Origin of the sequence: Anaerovibrio slackiae (assembly GCF_009695585.1) — a bacterium.
GTDB lineage: Bacteria > Bacillota > Negativicutes > Selenomonadales > Selenomonadaceae > Anaerovibrio > Anaerovibrio slackiae.
The window spans coordinates 151,664-170,039 of sequence record NZ_VUNR01000001.1 but is presented as its reverse complement, the minus strand read 5'-3'; the positions used below and the strand labels follow the sequence as shown (position 1 = coordinate 170,039).

Genomic DNA, 18,376 nt, shown 5'->3' with positions numbered 1-18,376 from the left:
GGCAGCCTCTACAATTACCGGAATTAACGCTTCTCGCGGATACGAGCAGCCTTACCAGTGAGGTTACGGATGTAATACAGCTTCGCACGACGAACTACGCCACGACGCTTAACCTCAATCTTCTCCAAACGTGGGGAATGTACTGGGAAAGTACGCTCTACACCAATACCGCAGGAAATCTTGCGAACGGTGAAAGTCTCACGAACGCCGGAGCCGGAGCGCGCAATTACAACGCCCTCAAAAGCCTGGATACGCTCACGGGAACCCTCCACTACCTTTACCAGGCAGTTTACGGTATCACCCTGCTGGAAAGCCGGGATATCGCTTCTGAGCTGTTCTTTCTCTAATTCCTGAATAATGTTCATTTCATTTCCTCCTCTTTACGGACGTTCGTGCCAAGTGTTGGATTCTAATATAGCCTTGATCAGAGGACCGCCCAAATACCCCAATATAATATCACAGAGAAGAAAGACCTGTCAAGAAATTTTCAGCTAACAATATCCTATACTCATCAAATAACAGCCGTCTTTTTGCTGATAGCTGCCACCTGCTCAACTGTCATCTTGGCAACTCTGGCAATAACCTCGATGCTGATATTCTCCTTCAGCATGTTGTTAATCATTTCCATCCTGTTTTTTTCCATGCCCCTTGCTTCACCTTGTGCCACTATTCTATCCAGTACCTCACACATATTGGTTCCCTCCGTTTCAAAAGAATGATCTGCTATGCTTTCAGCGTAGCGCATATCCTTGGTCAAAACCGACATCAGCTTCAGCATGCTATCAGTATGCTGTATCTTTTTTGTTGATGGTATATACTCCCTGCCGCTATTAATCTGTACAAAATAGTCAGCAATAATCTGAAAATCACCTTTATATTTCTTTACCTGCTCAGGAGTGAGCCTCGGAACATCAATGAGATTTATTTTGAAATCATTAACAAATGGCTTCAATATATCCGGCACCTCAACCACATCATATAGGCTCATTGGCTTCTTCCAAGGAGTTTTGCCAAAATACAGCACCAGCGTTATGACAGGATATCGCTTATTGCGTACCCTGCGTTTTTTGCCAGTAATCTCATCAGCTACAACCTTATCCTGATTCATCTCATCACGATAGGAATCACCATCATAGCCAAAAACCCTTATAGGCATATCCCAATCTATAGCAATCTGGTTTTCAAAGCCAATCAGTGCCAGGCGAACATTGCACTTCACATCCATGCAATATTTTGCCACATCACGCTCTTGCTCATGCAACGTGCCATCATCAGCCTTATACTGAGAAAAGGGCTGAGCATCCACCAGGCTGTCCGCCTTGATAATCTCCCTGCCATCAAAAAGGCTGCCATTCACGATATCGGCTACAACATCATTATATGCCTCAAAATTCTTCTGTGCAATATCTTTTTCCCCCATAGCATATCCCCCTAGCTATTATCTTCCCCTAACATCTTCATTATAAAGCTATAAACAAACAGGCTGCTACCCAATAAAAACATTATAGTAACAGCCTGTCCATCAACACATATACAATTATACAATCTTCCCCATGGCTTCACGCACCACAGCCTCTGGCACATCGTTCCTGCCAGTGACAGTGCCAATGCTGCCATCCATCAAAATCCACTTTACCTTGCCGCCTACGGTCTTCTTGTCGTGGAAAATATCCCCATAGAGCTGGTCAACAGTACAGCCCTCTGCCCTGATTGGCAGATGCAATGCCTCAATAAGCCGGATGACACGCTCCACCGAAGCACCATCTATCATGCCCAGTGCCTGGCTGATGTGTGCCGCGCACACCATGCCGATGCCCACAGCCTCGCCATGGTTATACCTGGTGTAGCCAGTGTTCTTTTCGATGGCGTGAGCCGCCGTGTGGCCAAAATTCAAAATCGCCCGCAGCCCCAGCTCCTTTTCGTCCTGGCTGACCACCTCTGCCTTAATTTCACAGGAACGCGCCGTCATGTGCAGAGCCGCCTCGTTGTCAAGGCTCAGCACCGGCTCCGGATTATCCTCAAGATACCTGAAAAAATCATTATCATAAATAATGCCGTATTTGATAATCTCGCCCAGTCCCGTGTAAATCTCCCGCTTCGGCAGGGTTGACAGCGTATTTAAGTCCATAAATACCGCCTTTGGCTGATAGAAAGCACCAATCAGATTCTTGCCCAGCCGGTGATTTACCGCTACCTTGCCACCCACGCTGGAATCAACCTGTGCCAGCAGGCTGGTAGGCACCTGTACAAAAGGCACCCCCCGCATGTAGGAAGCTGCCACAAAGCCGGCCAAATCGCCAACCACGCCGCCTCCCAGGGCAAAAATCGGGGATTTCCTGTCCAGCCCCAGCTCTATGCATCTGGTAAACAAATCCTCCGCCACAGCCAGGGACTTGGAGCTTTCACCGGCAGCAATCTCGTAAACCTCCGCCTCAATGCCGCCCTGACGCAGCAAGCCTGAAAGCCACTCTCCATACAACGGTCCCACATTGGTATCAGTAATAATCAGCCCTTTGCCGGAAAAACTGCCCTGACGGCAAAAATCTGCTATTTTCTCTCCCAAGCCATTGCCAATATAAATATTGTAGCTGTCCTTCCCCAGCTCCACAGGTACTATACGCATGTCAAAACCATCTTTCTAAAAACACATTGCATAACACTATATAACATCTCATTATATAACTCTATATAACTCCGGATAACACTATGAAAATCCAAATAACACCACATCAAAGCCCCCGCAGCCTTACTCAATCAGCCCCAGGTTTCTCATGACATTCTCCACCTTGTCCGTATCCACAGGCTTGGAGGCATAAGCATCACAGCCCTGACGGAAGGCCTCATCCACATACCCCACATCTGCCAGGGCAGTCATCATAATAATCTTCAGGTGATCCTCATCCGCAACATTCTTCTGCCTTTCCAGCTGGCGGATTACCTTCAGCACCTTCAGGCCGTCCACCTTCGGCATCATGATATCCAGGCAGAGCAAATCATACGGGCTGTTGTTCTTTATAGAGTCCATATAGAGGTCAACCGCTTCCATGCCGTCAACTGCCACATCCACCTCACCATAGGTCTGCATGAATTTCTGCAAGAAATTGCGGCTAATGCGGTCATCCTCTGCTATTAAAATCTTCATTGTTATTCCTCCTAGCTGTTCAGCTTATCTTCGCAATACTTTAAAAGATCAAGAATATCGTCATCAGGCTCCTCATTCCCATCATCGTCCAAGACAGGTACATGCAGCTCCTTCGGCAGAGTATTTTCCGCCTCCGGCTCAGAACCGGATTTTTTCTTTTTCTCCCAATAAGGATTCACAAACACTGACTGGTCCTTCAGCTCCGTGTCCGCCTTATCTGCCAGCACCAGCGGTATGGTAAAGGTAAACCTGCTGCCTGCCCCCGGCTTGGATACCAGATGGATTTCTCCATCCATGGCAGTCACCAGCTCCTTGACAATCATCAGCCCAAGGCCTGTGCCGCCAAAACGCCTTGTGGTGGAGCCATCCACCTGGCTGAAAGGCTTGAACAGCTTTTCCTGTGCCTCCATGGTCATGCCGATGCCGGTATCCTCCACAAAGAACTCCAGCAGGCTCTTGATGCCCCGCTTAAAAGTCCTTGCCCCCAGGGTAATGGAACCCTTGGCTGTAAACTTCAGGGCATTATTCAAAAGATTGTGCAGTATCTGCCTGAGCCGCAGGGGATCCCCCTGAATAAACTGCGGCAAATCACTGCAATCAGGCGGAATAAACTCCAGCCCCTTGCCTGCTGCCACCTGCCCATGCAGGGCGCTAACCCTTTTCAGCAGCACATGCAGGTCAAGGTCAATCTTCTCTATGACCATCTTGCCGTTTTCCAGCTTGGCATAGTCAAGGATATCGTTGATGATTTTCAGCAAGTCCTCGGAGCACTGCTTTGCCGCCTGCAAATTCGCCCTCTGCTCCTCGTTGAGGGGCGAGCGCAAGGTCAGGTTGATCATGCCAGTCATGCCGTTAATCGGTGTCCTGATTTCATGGCTCATATTGGCCAGGAACTGGGTCTTGGTGTTGTTGGCAGCCTCCGCCATGCGCCGTGCCTCGGTAAGCTCCTTCTCCCGCTGCTTGCGCTTGGAAATATCTATCATGGTCAGCACAATCTGCTTCTCGTTTTCCTTCCACACCTGCGTCAGGAAAAACTGCAGCCAGATGGGCTCCTCTGTCACCCTTGAAATCACCGCCGCCACGAACTCGGCTGAAAAGCCGTCATCCAGCACGGCAGCCTCAATATTGTTGCGGATAATGCAGAACTTGCACTTATCACTCCTGCCGCAGCCATAGGGCATGCAGTTTACGCATTTGAACACATCCCCCAGCTGCTGCCCCAGTGCATCGTTATAGGTTCCACCCAGGGTTTCCAGTGCCGCCTCATTGACCTCCACAATCTCGCCCCTGATGCTCAAGCTGCAAATGCCTATCTTGGCAGCCTCGAATACAGAGCGCATATAGTACTGGTCGCTCTCCATTTTTCTTGCCAGCCCGTGCAGCCTTGTTATATCACGAAACACCGACGTACTGCCGATGATATTGCCTGCCTTATCATAACGGGGCGAGCAGGTAGCTGACAGGTACACCTGCACATCACCATGCATGATGCCTATATTTTTCCCCAGCCCCACTGTCCTGTTTTCCTTGATTGCCCTTGCTACCGGGCAAAAATAGCGTTCCTTGGTCTCCAGGTTCACCAGCCTGCATATATCAGCAAACAGCATCCTGCTGCCAGGCTCATAGCTACATTCAAAAATAGCTTCCGCAGCCTTGTTCATATATGTGATAAAGCCCTGCACATTGGTCAGCACAAAGCCGTCTCCCAGCCCGCCAAGAACGCTTTCCAAATCCCCGTAGGAAAAAGGGGTTCCTGTATCTACATGCACTACTAACGCCTCCCCTGATACCTGGCTACGTTGGTAATCATGCTGGCCATGCCGGACAAAGGCAGCTGCTGCAAAACAGCCCCCTTCTCATAAGCAGCCCGCGGCATACCATATACTACACAGCTTGCCTCATCCTGCCCCAGGGTAACAGAGCCTGCCTCCCGCATTTTCAGAAGCCCCCTTGCTCCATCATCCCCCATGCCTGTCAGGATTACGCCCATTGCCCTGTCCCCGATTCTTTCCGCTACGGAATTGAACAGCACATCCACGGACGGGCAATGCCCATTGACCTTGGGACCATGATTTACATCCAGCTGCATCATGTCCCCCAGCCTCTTTACCATCATCTGCTTGTCACCTGGCGCCACATACGCCCAGTTATTCTCCAGCCTGTCACCGTTTTCCGCCTCCTTGACGGAAATGTGGCACTCGTTGTTCAGCCTGTCAGCAAACAGCTTGGAAAACATAGGCGGTATATGCTGGACAATCACAATCGGCGGCAAGGGCGGCTGCAATGCCTTCAAAATCGCAGACAATGCTTCCGTACCGCCGGTAGAAGCTCCGATAGCTATCAGCTGCACTGCCTTGCCAGGCACAGGCACCTTGATCTGACTCATCGGCACAGACTTTGGCGGCTCCCTGTCCTCGCCCCGCATGGCAGACATCTGCTTCATATTGCTGACGATCTTGTTCATGTTGGCAGCGATTGTTTCCTTGTAGGAGTCCGTACTCATCCTGCTGCCATTATAAACAAAGCCATTGGCAGCAGACATGGTATTGGCAATAGCTGTAGTGGACGCCACCGTAGCAGTTGCCGCCTCCACCGCCGCCCGGGCTGTAACCGCTGTTTTCGGCACCTCCTGCACCACCTCTGCCATCCTGATGGTGCTGCTGCCCTCGGCTGGAAAGCTGGCTGTCAGGGACCTGGCAGGCGGCTTTTTGTCAGCCAGTAGCTCATAGGAAGCCAGCGGCCTTGGCGGATTGGCATCAGCCTGCTTCACCAGCTCCTCCACCTGCGCCAGCTGGGCTTCCTCAGCCTCTGCCTCCTGCTTTGCCTGTTCCACCATCAGCCTGCCGTGCTCCCGCGCCTTTTTTACCATATCTGCCATATCATCCATGTAGCTGCCGCTGCTCAGGGTGCTGGATGGCTTCTCAATAAACGCAAAAGCCCCTGCCTCCATGGCCAGTGCCTTGTAGGCAGGCCTGGAGCTTGACACAATCGTCGGCAGGTTGTACTGGACGATCAGGCGGCGCAGAAACTCAATGCCGTTCATGTTCGGCATTTCCACGTCCAAAATCATCACATCCGGGTCAAAGGACAAAATCTTGTCCCTGGCTGCAAAAGGCTCCCCTGCCTTCTCAATGGCACTGCCAGACGGCAGCCTGTTCTTCAGCCCCCTGGCCAGCACTTCCCGGAAAAACATCGAGTCATCAACTATTAAAACTTTTATTGCATCCATACTAAAGGATCACTTCTTTCGATAAACGGACGGCATCACATACTCAAAAGGTGCCGACTGCCTGTCAATTACTTCGGAGTGGCCCACAAACAAAAAGCCTCCCGGCTCTAAAAAATCATAAAACTTCCTCACCAGGGCATCCCTGGTGGGCGTATCAAAATAAATCATCACATTGCGGCAAAAGATGACGTGGAAGGGCTTCCTGAAAGGAAAAACCGGCGTCATCAGGTTGAACTTCCTGTATAGCACCTTTTGCTTCAGCCTGTCGGAAACCTGATAATTCCCATCAGGCAGGCGATGAAAAAACTCCGCCTGCCACTGTGCCGGAAGGCTCCTGACCGCCTCTCCCGTATAAACCCCGGACCTTGCCACATCCAGAATATCCTGGGACAGATCCGTTGCCAGCAGGGTTGTCTCCCATTCCGGCCCCCGCAGGGCGAAAAAATCCGCCATAATCATCGCCAGCGTATAAGACTCCTCACCACTAGAGCAAGCCGCACACCAGGTGCGCACATCACCATCCCTTATGCAGCTCTCCAGATAAGGCAGAACCTGCTTGCCAAAAAAGTCAAAGTGGTCCGCCTCCCGCATAAAAAACGTATGATGGGTGGTAATGGCCTCTGAAAGCAGCGTCAGGGCTTGCCCTGACGCATCCTCCAGCACATAATTCAGAAATTCCCTCTCATCGCCAAAGCCAGGCTGCCCATGCCTTTCATTGAGCAGCTTGAACAAACGCGATTCCAGCAGTGCTTTCTTCTCCAATGGCAGCTGTATGCCGAAATGCTGCTGAACCAGCTGGGCATACTGCTGAAATAAAGCCTCCTGCATAAAGCTCTCTCCCTCATTCTCCAAGCCCTAAAAGCTGCATAAGCGTCAATACTTGCCAAAGCCCTCATCATCAGTCAGGGCAATGGTCTTCGGCTTTACCCCCGGCCGTGCCGGCTTCACGGCACCTGACTCATTGAGGACAGGCTTCTGGATAGCATCCATCTTTGCAGGGGCACTTGCCGCAGCCGCCGGCTTAAAAAAGCCGCTTCCGGCACTTCCCAGCCTGAACTTGCCCACGTTGGCCTTCATGCTGTCAGCCTGAGCACTGAGATGCTGGCTGGCAGTAGCAGCCTCCTCGGAGGTGGAGGAATTGGACTGAACTACCTGGGATACCTGCTGCACGCCCTGATTGATCTGCTCCAGGGCAAGCTTCTGCTCATTGGAAGCCTTGGCAATGCTTGCCACGATGTCAGCTACGGAAGCCACATCCCCCACAATCTCGCTCAGTGCCTGGGCTGTCTTGTGGGCAATGCCGCGGCCTGCCTCCACTTTCTCCATGGAGCCCTCAATCATATCCGTGGTCTCCTTGGCAGCCTTGGCACTGCGGGCAGCCAGGTTGCGCACTTCCTCCGCTACCACGGCAAAGCCCTTGCCATGCTGTCCGGCACGGGCAGCCTCTACAGCCGCATTCAGTGCCAGTATATTGGTCTGGAAGGCAATCTCATCGATTACCTTGATAATCTTGGAAATATTCACGGAAGAAGCATTGATTTCCTCCATGGCAGCCAGCATTTCCTGCATCTCCTGGTTGCCCATCTCAGCCCGGTTCCTGGTACCTACGGTCAGCTCATTTGCCTTCTCCGCATTCTGGGCATTGCTTGCCGTCTGAGAAGCAATCTCAGAAATAGAGGCTGACAGCTGCTCCACGGAAGCTGCCTGCTCGGAAGCACCCTGGGAAAGAGCCACGCTGGCGTCGGACACGTTCTGTGCCCCGGCAGCCACCTGGTCCGCCCCATGATTGATTTCCAGCAATACATCGCGAACACGCTGGCGCATGATTTCAAAGCTGGCAGCCGCATCCCCCAGCTCATCGCCGGTGCTGGTAACAACCTCGGTTGCCAAATCGCCATCAGCAATCCTGTCCGCAGACTCGCTAAGCTGAATAAGGCGATTCTTCACATCCCGGTTAAACAGAATACCTGCAGCAGCAGAAGCCAGAACCATTGCCAATGCCACCATCACGATAGCAATAACATCCCTGTCCAGTTCCTCACTGATAGCTATATCGCGCTTCTTGGCTGAATCGTAACCCATATCGGCAATCTCATGAAGCTTGTCGGCAATGGCTTCATCATTCTTGACATAGTTGGTGGCAACAGCCGTTCTTGCACCTGACTCCAGCGGCTGCACAGCCTGCTGCCTGAGATAGCTGGCCGTGCTCTGGCGGAAATTGTTGTATGCCGTAGTCAGGGTTGCAATCTCAGTCTTTGCCTGATCGCTCTTGGCAGTCTGCTGCAGCACCTTCAGGCACTCATCTGCCTCATCCAGATTCTTCTCCATGGCAGCTGTGTATTCCTGCTTCTTTGCCGGATCATCACTGCGCAGCACCAGCAGCATATTTGCCCTGGCATGCTGGAAATGCATGCCCATCTCATAGGCATTGGCACTGGCCGCCACATCGTCAGCCATAATCTCCCTGTAGGTTGCATCCGTATCCCGTGCTACCGTGATGCCATAATAAGCAACGCCCACAATCAAAAGCTCCATGATGACCATGAATATCATCAGCTTGGTTCCAATTTTCATATTCTTAAATAACATCATATCTGCACCTCTATCTCAATACGCCGGACAATTACTGCATCCATGCGTTTATGATTTGACAGCTGCATCCCCCCGGATGCACCTTTATGGCTGCTTTTCCCCAGCACCGCTGCCATCCTCGGCCTGTTCAGCCGTCTCCCCGGCAGCACCGCCCAGAAGTTCCTGATCATCCTCGGAAAACAGCTTTTCCCAGTCCAGAAGCAGCACAACGCTTGACTCCAGCTTGCCAATGCCCCTGATGTACTTATTCTGGGAAGCACGCAAATCCGGCGGCGGTACCACGTTCTTCTCCGCAATGTCCAGCACCTCGGATACACCGTCCACAATAAGTCCGATGAGCACGCCATTGATTTCCACCACAATCACGCAGGTCCTGTCCGTGTACTCGCGGTACTCGCGCCTGAACCGTAGACGCATATCCACCACCGGGATAATCTTGCCCCGCAGGTTGATGATGCCCCGTACATAGTCAGGCACCTCTGGCACATTGGTAATCTTCTGAATGCCAATGATTTCAATAACCACCCTGATGTCAATACCGTAAACCTCATCCCCCAGGGAAAAGGTCAGATATTTGTCCTTCTGGGTATCTTCTTCCTCCATGAGATTTTTCTCATCTTCCACTCAAATCCCTCCCCAATTATGAATAAATCATATTATGCAGCATCTGCGGGTCCAGTATCAGGCTGATACTGCCATCCCCCAAAAGGGTGCACCCGCTGATGCCGGTTGTATTCATCAGCTTGCTGATGTACTGCGGCACAGGCTTTACCACGATTTCCTGTACCCCCAGCAGCTTGTCTGCCAGCACGCCAAAGGTCTTCTCCCCTGCTTCCAGCAGCAGCACAATCCCCTCTGACGGCTCCGTAATAGCCTCATCAATCTTGTACATATCATAGAGGCGCACCACAGGGCAGCACTTGCCCTGTACCATAATCATCTCCTGCCCGTCAGGGTCCTGGAAAATCTGCCCCTCCTCCGGACGGAAGGAACGGCTGATGCTGGTTATAGGTATCGTAAAGCTGGAACCGCCCACGCTGACGGACATGCCGTCAATAATCGCCAGCGTAAGAGGTATCCTGATAGTAGTGGTGCTGCCCTGTCCCGACTCGCTGTCCACCACAACATTGCCCCCCAGCGTCTTAATGTTGGACACAACCACATCCATGCCTACGCCCCTGCCGGAAAACTCCGTCACCTTCTCCTTGGTGGAGAAGCCAGGTGCAAAGATAAAGGAATAGATTTCCCTGTCGGTGTATTCCGCCTCCGGCTTGGTGAGAAGCCCGTTCTTCCTGGCGCGTTCCATGATTTTTTCCTTGTTCAGGCCGCCACCGTCATCCTTGATTTTGATAACTACCTCGCCACCGGCATTTTCTGCTGACAGGGTAACGGTTCCCATCTCCTGCTTGCCGGCATCCAGGCGCACCTCCGGCATCTCAATGCCGTGGTCGATGGAATTCCTGACAATGTGCATGAGCGGGTCAGAAATATGCTCATTGATGTTCTTATCAACCTCTGTTTCCTCACCAACCAGCACCAGCCGCGCCTTCTTGCCCAGCTTCTTGGTCATATCCCGGACGATGCGGTTCATCTTCTTGAAGGTACCCTCCAGCGGCACCATGCGCAGTGCCATCACGCTGTCCTGCAGCTCCCCATTAATCTTGTGCAGCTGCCTGGCAGCCTTCTGGAAATTGTCCAGCTCAAGGCCGGCCAGGTCAGGATTCTGGGTAACCATGGCCTCGGCAATAACCAGCTCCCCCACCAGATCCATCAGCTTGTCCAGCTTGTCCACCCGGACGCTGATCATCTGGGCTCCTTCCCCGTGATGCACAGGCGTCCTGCTGCCGGTTACAGGCGGAGGCGGCGGTGCCATCGGCTCCGGCCTTTCCGATACAGGCGGCAGCTCAGGCTTGATAGGCTCCGTGTTTTCCATGGCGTTGATTGCCACTGTCTCAGGTGTCGGCCAGTATTCGCACTCTGCCGTGCTGCTTAGCTCCTTCAGCTCCAGCTTCTCCATGAAAATGGTCTGGTCAAGCTCCTTCTTCACCTCATCATAATCCATTTTGGTAGTGAAGAAAATACGGAAACCCAGCGATTTGATGGTATCAACAGCTGTATCGTCCTCCAAAATCTTTTCCGGCAGGTTATGGATTTCGATAACCTTTTCCTTCAGGTTGTTCAGCACCCCAAAGGCGCGGACCTCCTCCATCTCGCAGCCTTCCTGAAAGAAGATAGTGGCTGCAAAGACATGGATGCCATCCTCCTTCTTGCCTTCCCCTGCCGCTGCCTCCCCGGGCTCCGGCGTCTTGGCTGCACCGATGTAATACTGCTTCGGCTTTTTCTTGGCGGCATTGGCATTCTTTGCCTTCCTGAGATCAATATCCGGGTCATCGCCATTTGCTATTTTCATCTCCCTGAGGAAATTCTTGGTATAATCCCTCAGCTCCTGGCTGCTCATGTCCGGCTGACCGCCATTATCCAGCTTGTCCATCTCAATGCGGATAAAATCCACCGCATTCAGCACGATATCCGTAATGGCTGTGGCATCCACCTTCTGCGGATGCAGCTCACGGATATAGTAGAAAATATCCTCTACCGAGTGTGCCAGGGTTGACACCTCATCGAACATCATCATGGCCGCGGAGCCTTTTATCGTATGCATGGCGCGAAAAATTTCATTTACATCGTCCACACTGAAGCCGCCGTTTTCCTCACTGCCCAGGGCAATCTGTTCCAGCTGCTCCAAAAACTGTCTGGTCTCGTAGATGAACACTTCTACCATAGGTTCTGCCACACAATCATCCCCAATCCTAAAAATTACTAATATCCCACTTTTTCATTATACATCAAAAACAGGCACTAGTCCAAAAATACCATACTATCACTTATATAGATTCAATATATGTTTTAAAAATCCTGCTTTTTCGTCAAAAAATTTTTATTTTCCCAGCTCAATAGCAAGGGAGCTGCCGTTACGCGTTTTTGTCACCTGAATTTGCTGGGAAACAGCCTCGATAAGCTCCTCACGATGGCTGATAATCGCCACCAGCTTGTTGCTGTCCGAAAGCTTCAGCAGGATTTCCATTGCCTTCTCAATGGATTTCTTGTCCAGGGTGCCGAAGCCCTCGTCTATAAACAGGGCATCCATGGAAATTCCTCCCAGCTCGGAGGATACCTTGTCAGACAAGCCCAGTGCCAGGCTCAGAGATGCCTTGAAGCTCTCGCCGCCGGACAAGTTCCTGACAGGGCGGCGCCGCCCTGTATAGTTATCCAGCACCTCCAAATCAAGATAGGTATGGCTCTTGTTCCCCAGCTCCTTCTCCTGCCGGTACAGCTCATACTGCCCGTCACTCATAGGTATCAGCCGCCTGTTGGCAGCCCGGATAATGCTGTCAAAGCCTGCCGCCTGAATATACTGCTCCAAGGTCAGCTTGCCCTTGCCGGTCTGACCGCTAACCAGGTTGTAGAGCCTGCTCATGATGTGCGCCTCATGCCTGGCAGCCGCAAACTCCCCCTGCAGCTCTGCGATTTTGGCACGGCGGCTGAGATTGTTCTCCCGGCGGCGGCTGATGCGCCCCAGTGCCTCCTGACATTCCTGCTGCTGCACCTTGTTCTCAGAAATCTTTCGCTGCAGCTGGCCACGGTATTCTGCCAGCTCCGCTTCACGGCTGCCGCCGTTTCCACCGTTACCACTGTTACCGCCGTTACCACTGTTACCGCCGTTACCACTGTTGCCACCGTTACCACTGTTACCGCTGCTACCGCCGTTGCCGATTTTAAGTGCCAGCTGCTCCAATAGCTGCCTCTGGCCTTCCCGGTCAGCGACAGCAGTCTTGGCATTCTCCCGCTCCTTGAGCAGCTTCTGCCTCTTTAGCTGCAATGCCTCCGTGTCCCTGCCGGAAGCTTCTGCCAGCTCCTTTTCCACCTGCTGCAGCCTTTTTGCCCTGCTCTGAAGGTCAGCAGCTGACTCACGCTTTTTTTGCAGCAGGGCTGCCAGCTGCCCTGCTTGCAGCTGCACCAGCTCATAGAGCTGCCTGAGACCTGCCTCTGCCGGAATTTCCATGGCAAAGGCCTCACCCCTTGCCACAGCCTCCAGCCAGCAGCCGGATTTCAGGCATTCCAGCATGTAGCTCCCTATCTGGCTGTCCAGGGTGGCCAGCTCCGCCCGGGCTGCTGCCGCCTCCGCTGCTGCACTGCTTCTCGCCGCCTCCGCCTTTTTCTCCTGCTGCTGCAATTTCTTTACATCCGCCTCCGTAACCGCCTTTTCCGGTAGTTCCGCAGGAGACGGATGCATAGTAGCACCGCACACAGGACAGGGCTGTCCTGCCACCAGCTTTTGAGCCAGGATGCCTGCCCTGTTCCTCTCAAGCTGCATCTCCCCATCCAGCCTTGCCCTCATGGCAGCGGCATGGGCGGACTGGGCTGACTCCAGCCCCTCCTGCAGCTCCGCCAGCCGTTTTTTTGCCCTGCCGTACCTGGGCACCTGCTGGCTCTGCAAATTACCCAGCCTGTCCGCCAGCTCCCTCAGGGCATTGATTTCCTGCTGGCAGGCCGCCAGCCTTTCAGGCACGCTGGAAAGCTGCTCCCTGCCGGACTGCAAGCTGCGGATTTTCTCCTGCAGTGCCTTTTCTGCCTCCGCCATCTGCTGTTCCCTCTTTTCGCAGTCAGCCAGCCGCTCCCGGAGCCCTGCCAGCTCCTTTACCAGCCCGTTGTATTTTTTGAGATTATGCTCAGTGTTCTCCGCCAGTGCCAAATCCTTCTGCAGCTCCTGCAAGGCCTCCCGCAGGGCGGCAAGCTTCTCCGCCAGCTCCGCCTCCATCGGCACGTCCGCCTCTATGGCCCTGTCCAGAAGGGACAGCATTTCCTCTATGCTGCCAATGCCGCCGCTCTTTCGCAGCTGTTCCTGCAGCTGGCTAATTTCCTCCGCCAGTGGGCTGCCCGGCTCCGCCTCCGCATCACAAAAATACTGGATCAGGCTCCTTTCCAGCACATCTGCCGCCTTAATCGCCTTTCCCCGGCGTTCCCTCAGCTGCAATTCCATGGCCTTGTAGCCCTCGGTCATGAAGATGTGCCGCAAAATGCCGGTACGTTCCTCGGTTTTGGCATTCAAAAGCCCCCAGAACTCCCCCTGGGCAATCATGGCCAGCTGCTTGAACTGCTTTTCATCCACATGGAGAAGCTCCTGCACCGCCTGATTGACCGCCTTGATGCCCTCGATAGGCGTATCATCTCCCGGATAAAGCACCGCCTTCTCCTTTTCCAGCTTAAAGCCGGTGCCTCGCTTCAGGGGGCGCATGTAGGAGGGCTGGCGGTAAATCCTATATATCCTGCCCTGATGGGCAAAAGTAAACTCCACATAGCTCTCCGTCCCCGGCGGGGCATACTCGCTGCGCAGGCTGTCCGTGCTGCGGTAGCTGCCGCTGGCAGCATCAAAGAGGGCGAAGCAGATGGCATCAAAAATCATGGTCTTCCCGGCACCTGTTTCCCCGGCAATCAAAATCGGCATATTCAAATCAAAGCTCTGAAAATCTATCTCCGGCATCCTGTCCCCATAGGGGCCGATGCCGCTGATAACCAGCTTAATGGGCTTCATCCACTACACCTGCCTTTGCACCAATCTCCTGCATAACCGCCATTTCTTCCTCGCTGATCTCCTGTCCGTAGACCAGCCGGTAAAAATCCCCCACCAGCTCGTCAAAGGAACGCAGCTCCGCCGCCCGGAACACATCCTCCTGCTCCAGCGCCATGGTACGGGAATTGCGATAATCCAGCTTGACGGCGTTGGGATAGTAGCCCTGAATAATCCCCATGGCGTTGTCCAGAGGCTCCTCATCCGTCAAGGTAACGTAGATATAATCATCTGTATCCTGCAAGTTCTCCCGGCTGACCAGCTGCTCCAGCCTGCCGGTCAGGTGCCGCAAATCACGCCTTGGCTTCAGGGGCAGCAATTCCACTGCCACATGGCCGGCCCCATCAATATCTACAAGCGGCACGCTCTTGTCATCGTTGCACTCCCCCAGGGAGTATTTCAAGGGGGAGCCTGCATAGCGCACATTTTCCCCGCCTGCCTGCTGGGGCCTGTGGATATGCCCCAGGGCCGTGTAGGCAAAAGGCGCAAAATTATCCGCCCCGATCTGCTCCACCAGCCCCACCTGCTGCACGGCAACGCTCTCCGAGCCTGCCAGCTCCGGCAGCAGGCTGCTGCCAGCTACAAACTGGTGGGCCACCAGCACATTGCAGGCTTCAGGATTGATATCTGCATGCCGCAATATCACCTTTACCGCCTGGTCATAGCTCTCAATTTCCTCATCAGGAAAAAAATGACGCACCTGTGACGCCTTCACAAAGGGCAGAAGGTAAAAATTCACCCCGTCAATGCACCTGTGGTAAAGCTCCCCCTGATACCTGGCAGCAATATAAATCCCCTTGGCCTCGAAGAAGCTGCTGCCGAAGTTCAGCCGCTCATCCGAGTCATGGTTGCCGCTGATCATGAACACCTTTATCCCACGCTCTGCCAGCCTGTTCAGAAAATAATCCAGCAGCCGCACCGCCCCCTCGCTGGGCACAGACCTGTCGTAAATATCCCCTGCCAGCAGCACGCCATCCACCTGCCGCTCATATGCCAGCCGGAGCACCTCGTCCAGTATATAACGCTGCTCCCCCAGCAAGTCAAAATCCCCCAGTGACCTGCCCAGATGCAGATCCCCCAAATGCAAAAGCTTCAAACCGCACACTCCTTTCACTGACTGTGATTGCAACTGCAATTACGATTAGGATAGATGATATATATATACATGTATGTATGTAACATTTCAGATGCAATATGCAAATAATCTGCACGCAAAAAGCGCAGCACGGGTACTGCCATCCACCGGCAATGCCCCATGCTGCACCACATCATGCGCCATCCGTATACAACTCTGACAGATTGCTCTTTTTCACCTTGGCAAGCTTAATCTGCTGGATAAAGGCCTCCTTGATAGCCGTTATCAGCTTTGCCAGATGCAGATCCTTGCCATCAAAAGGCACAAAGCCCCCTGCCATCACCTGATGGCCGCCACCGCTGCCAAAGCCTGCCAGGGCTCTTGCCGTAATCACACCGGCATCCAGGCCGCTGCTGCACCGTACTGACAGCTTGAGCCCCTTTTCCTTCTTGGAATACACCACCGAAAAGCTGACCGCCACAAGGCTCAAGATAAAATCCGAAACTGATGCCACCAATGCCTCCGGGCAGTTTTCCCCGGCAAAAGCAAAGGCCGTATCCCCGTCGTACAGCTCTATGCTCTCTATGGCCTTGGCATAAGCCTCCAAATCCTTGAATTCCAGCTCCGAGTTTTCCAGGTAATAAATGGTATCCCCGTCGCAGAAGGCAAACAATCTGGAGAGCATATCCAAATCCAGCTGGCTTACCCCCCTAGACAGCTTCGCCGTATCGCTGCGGATGCCAAAGGTCAGCACCAATGCCGTCTTCTCATCCATAGGAATCTCATTTTCAAAAAAATAGCTGGCAATAATCGCCGCACAGGAACCCACCTCCGGGCGAATATCCGAAAAGCGGTACTCAGCCGCAAAAAATGTGGGATGATGGTCAATGCTGGCAATTTCTACACCCCTGGTATCATCCACATTGGCATTGTACTTCTGTGAGTCAATCAGGATAATCTCATCGTCCTCCCGCAGGATATCACTGATATCCACCAGCCTGCTGAAGCTGATGCCCAGCTTTTCCATGATATAGTTTGTGTTGAACCTTTCAATCTTGCCCTGATAGCACACCGTGGACTCCACGCCGCAGTGCCTGAGAAGCTGCTGCAGCCCGTAGGCGGAGGCTATGGCATCCGGGTCCGGGAAATTGTGGGTCTGAATATATACATGCTCATGAGTAATCGCCCTCAAGAGCCCATTTAACTGCTCCGTCATGAAACTACCTCCCTGTATAATTTCCATCTGACAATATATAGTATAATCTACTTACGCCTTTACTGCACTAAAATTTTTTCCAAAATCCAAAAATGTTTCCAAAAAGAGAGATATTTGCTATAATATCACTGTGTTAGGAAAATTTTATGAAGGAATGTGATTTAATGATACCTGAGAAGTTTATGCAGATTGGTGCCATGATTATGCAGAACCCTGAGATGCTCCAGAAGCTGGCTGCTGCCAAAAGCCCACAGGAAGCATATGAAACAGTAAAGCCTGCCCTGGGGGATATGAGCCTGGAGGAGTTCCTGGCTGCTGCCGCTACCCTGGCACCGATGATTCCACCTGACCTGACTGATGAGCAGCTGGATGCCATGCCTGCCGGCAACATCATCCGCGCCTTCAGGGGCTGGGTAAAGGATCTGCCACCTCTCCAGTAAGCAGCAGTCAGCTTAGAAACGGCAAACAGACCACCAAAAAGGGACTATCCCCCATGACAGGCTTGAACGGCTCTATGCCGCCAGCCGGCCTGGCAAGGGGACAGTCCCTTTTTCTATGGACATTTCATTAGTACAGCTTGCCTGCTAACAAGCATTTTCAGCCAAACAGCCTGCAAGGCTTAGTAAAACAGCTTCAGAGCCTTGGGAATGGTCTCGATTTTCAGCGGCAGCTTCGGCCCCAGCTCCCCGTCCAGGTCGCTGACCAGCTCCGTATCACAGGACACCTCAAAATTTGCCGCCTGGCGATAGATGACCTCCTTGCGCCCCGTCACATCCTTGCCAGCCAGCAGCTCTGCCGTCAAGGTCATCAGCTCCGCAATATTGCACTGCTTCACCAGCAAAAGGTCCAGCTTGCCATCCTGCACGCTGGCCAGCTTCGCTGCGTTCTTGAAGCTTGCCACCACGCTGCTGTTCACAATCAGGAACAGGAAAACCTTCTCCCGGATTTCCTCATCTTCCGTCCTGATGGTAACATCCAGTGCCTTGAACTGGGGCAGGGTTTTCAGCCCCTGCACATAGTAGGCCAGCTTGCCGAAGGTATTTTTCAGCTTGGTGTCCACCTCGTGGGCAATGGAGGTCACCATACCGGCACTGGCCACATTGATGAAGTATTCATCCCCCACCTTGCCCAGGTCAACTTCCATCACCTTCCCCTGAGCAATCCTGTCAAAATATTCCTTTGTATCAAGCCGCAGATAGGTGGCAAAATCGTTAGATGTGCCGCTGCCGATAATGCCCACAGGCACATCAAAGCCCTCATGCATGACGAGATTTACCACCTCATGGACGGTGCCATCGCCCCCTGCCGCAATAACGCCCTCCGGCTCCGCCTGGCGGATGAACTCCGCCAGATCCTTATTTTCCGGGGTAGTGCGGTAAGGTATCACCATGCAGCCCCGCCTTTGCAGCTTGCCAATAATATTGTCCAGGCTGCGCTTGAACTTCGCCTTACCGGACACGGGATTATATACCAGTACAATCTTTTTCATAACA

At 52.8% G+C, this 18,376-nt stretch carries 15 protein-coding genes; 1 reads left to right on the top strand and 14 read right to left on the bottom strand.

The genetic code is table 11. The features are described 5' to 3' along the window. Positions 1-23: 23 nt before the first annotated feature. The 13 genes from rplS to FYJ84_RS00740 all read right to left on the bottom strand — a co-directional run bounded on the left by rplS (position 24) and on the right by FYJ84_RS00740 (position 16,883). A complete protein-coding gene (rplS, locus tag FYJ84_RS00805) occupies positions 24-365 on the bottom strand; it encodes a 50S ribosomal protein L19 (RefSeq protein ID WP_154405143.1) in 342 nt (113 codons plus the stop codon). A 146-nt stretch (positions 366-511) separates the two neighbouring features. Next, positions 512-1,420: an Rpn family recombination-promoting nuclease/putative transposase gene (locus FYJ84_RS00800; protein WP_154405141.1), complete on the bottom strand. Its 909-nt coding sequence runs from the start codon at positions 1,418-1,420 to the stop codon at positions 512-514. A gap of 117 nt (positions 1,421-1,537) precedes the next feature. After that, complete coding sequence (gene aroB, locus FYJ84_RS00795; RefSeq protein ID WP_154405139.1) at positions 1,538-2,623, bottom strand: 3-dehydroquinate synthase; 1,086 nt, start codon at positions 2,621-2,623, stop codon at positions 1,538-1,540. A 123-nt stretch (positions 2,624-2,746) separates the two neighbouring features. Continuing rightward, a complete protein-coding gene (locus FYJ84_RS00790; protein WP_154405137.1) occupies positions 2,747-3,142 on the bottom strand; it encodes a response regulator in 396 nt (131 codons plus the stop codon). Positions 3,143-3,153: 11 nt separating this feature from the next. Next, positions 3,154-4,911, bottom strand: coding sequence for a PAS domain-containing sensor histidine kinase (locus FYJ84_RS00785; RefSeq protein ID WP_154405135.1), 1,758 nt, complete (start codon positions 4,909-4,911; stop codon positions 3,154-3,156). 2 nt (positions 4,912-4,913) lie between these two features. Next, a complete protein-coding gene (locus FYJ84_RS14400) occupies positions 4,914-6,371 on the bottom strand; it encodes a chemotaxis protein CheB (RefSeq protein WP_205764025.1) in 1,458 nt (485 codons plus the stop codon). 9 nt (positions 6,372-6,380) lie between these two features. Next, positions 6,381-7,199, bottom strand: a complete 819-nt coding sequence (locus FYJ84_RS00770) for a CheR family methyltransferase (protein WP_154405134.1) — start codon at positions 7,197-7,199, stop codon at positions 6,381-6,383. Positions 7,200-7,244: 45 nt separating this feature from the next. Continuing rightward, complete coding sequence (locus FYJ84_RS00765) at positions 7,245-8,963, bottom strand: methyl-accepting chemotaxis protein (RefSeq protein ID WP_154405132.1); 1,719 nt, start codon at positions 8,961-8,963, stop codon at positions 7,245-7,247. Between the two features lie 84 nt (positions 8,964-9,047). After that, on the bottom strand, positions 9,048-9,587 hold the full coding sequence (locus FYJ84_RS00760; protein ID WP_277008921.1) for a chemotaxis protein CheW: 540 nt from the start codon (positions 9,585-9,587) through the stop codon (positions 9,048-9,050). 16 nt (positions 9,588-9,603) lie between these two features. After that, positions 9,604-11,757, bottom strand: a complete 2,154-nt coding sequence (locus FYJ84_RS00755; protein ID WP_328596298.1) for a chemotaxis protein CheA — start codon at positions 11,755-11,757, stop codon at positions 9,604-9,606. Positions 11,758-11,901: 144 nt separating this feature from the next. Further along, the gene (locus FYJ84_RS00750; RefSeq protein ID WP_154405130.1) at positions 11,902-14,556 is read right to left on the bottom strand and encodes an AAA family ATPase; all 2,655 of its coding nucleotides are present in this window, start codon (positions 14,554-14,556) and stop codon (positions 11,902-11,904) included. After that, entirely contained in the window at positions 14,543-15,688 is a 1,146-nt protein-coding gene (locus tag FYJ84_RS00745) for an exonuclease SbcCD subunit D (RefSeq protein WP_205764024.1), read from the bottom strand. The genes FYJ84_RS00750 and FYJ84_RS00745 overlap by 14 nt, the downstream gene beginning before the upstream one ends. A gap of 172 nt (positions 15,689-15,860) precedes the next feature. Further along, on the bottom strand, positions 15,861-16,883 hold the full coding sequence (locus tag FYJ84_RS00740) for a DHH family phosphoesterase (protein ID WP_154405126.1): 1,023 nt from the start codon (positions 16,881-16,883) through the stop codon (positions 15,861-15,863). 146 nt (positions 16,884-17,029) lie between these two features. Between FYJ84_RS00740 and FYJ84_RS00735 the strand changes: the two genes are divergently transcribed. Further along, a complete protein-coding gene (locus FYJ84_RS00735; protein ID WP_154405124.1) occupies positions 17,030-17,323 on the top strand; it encodes a hypothetical protein in 294 nt (97 codons plus the stop codon). Between the two features lie 179 nt (positions 17,324-17,502). Here FYJ84_RS00735 and FYJ84_RS00730 read toward each other — a convergent pair whose 3' ends face one another. After that, entirely contained in the window at positions 17,503-18,372 is an 870-nt protein-coding gene (locus tag FYJ84_RS00730; RefSeq protein ID WP_154405122.1) for a diacylglycerol/lipid kinase family protein, read from the bottom strand. Positions 18,373-18,376: the final 4 nt, after the last annotated feature.

What these genes read in the sequence shown, in the direction of transcription:
- FYJ84_RS14400 (WP_205764025.1), bottom strand. Translation starts at nt 6,371, where the DNA reads ATGGATGCAATAAAAGTTTTAATAGTTGATGACTCGATGTTTTTCCGG.
- FYJ84_RS00740 (WP_154405126.1), bottom strand. Translation starts at nt 16,883, where the DNA reads ATGACGGAGCAGTTAAATGGGCTCTTGAGGGCGATTACTCATGAGCAT.
- FYJ84_RS00770 (WP_154405134.1), bottom strand. Translation starts at nt 7,199, where the DNA reads ATGCAGGAGGCTTTATTTCAGCAGTATGCCCAGCTGGTTCAGCAGCAT.
- rplS (WP_154405143.1), bottom strand. Translation starts at nt 365, where the DNA reads ATGAACATTATTCAGGAATTAGAGAAAGAACAGCTCAGAAGCGATATC.
- aroB (WP_154405139.1), bottom strand. Translation starts at nt 2,623, where the DNA reads ATGCGTATAGTACCTGTGGAGCTGGGGAAGGACAGCTACAATATTTAT.
- FYJ84_RS00800 (WP_154405141.1), bottom strand. Translation starts at nt 1,420, where the DNA reads ATGGGGGAAAAAGATATTGCACAGAAGAATTTTGAGGCATATAATGAT.
- FYJ84_RS00790 (WP_154405137.1), bottom strand. Translation starts at nt 3,142, where the DNA reads ATGAAGATTTTAATAGCAGAGGATGACCGCATTAGCCGCAATTTCTTG.
- FYJ84_RS00750 (WP_154405130.1), bottom strand. Translation starts at nt 14,556, where the DNA reads ATGAAGCCCATTAAGCTGGTTATCAGCGGCATCGGCCCCTATGGGGAC.
- FYJ84_RS00730 (WP_154405122.1), bottom strand. Translation starts at nt 18,372, where the DNA reads ATGAAAAAGATTGTACTGGTATATAATCCCGTGTCCGGTAAGGCGAAG.
- FYJ84_RS00735 (WP_154405124.1), top strand. Translation starts at nt 17,030, where the DNA reads ATGAAGGAATGTGATTTAATGATACCTGAGAAGTTTATGCAGATTGGT.
- FYJ84_RS00765 (WP_154405132.1), bottom strand. Translation starts at nt 8,963, where the DNA reads ATGATGTTATTTAAGAATATGAAAATTGGAACCAAGCTGATGATATTC.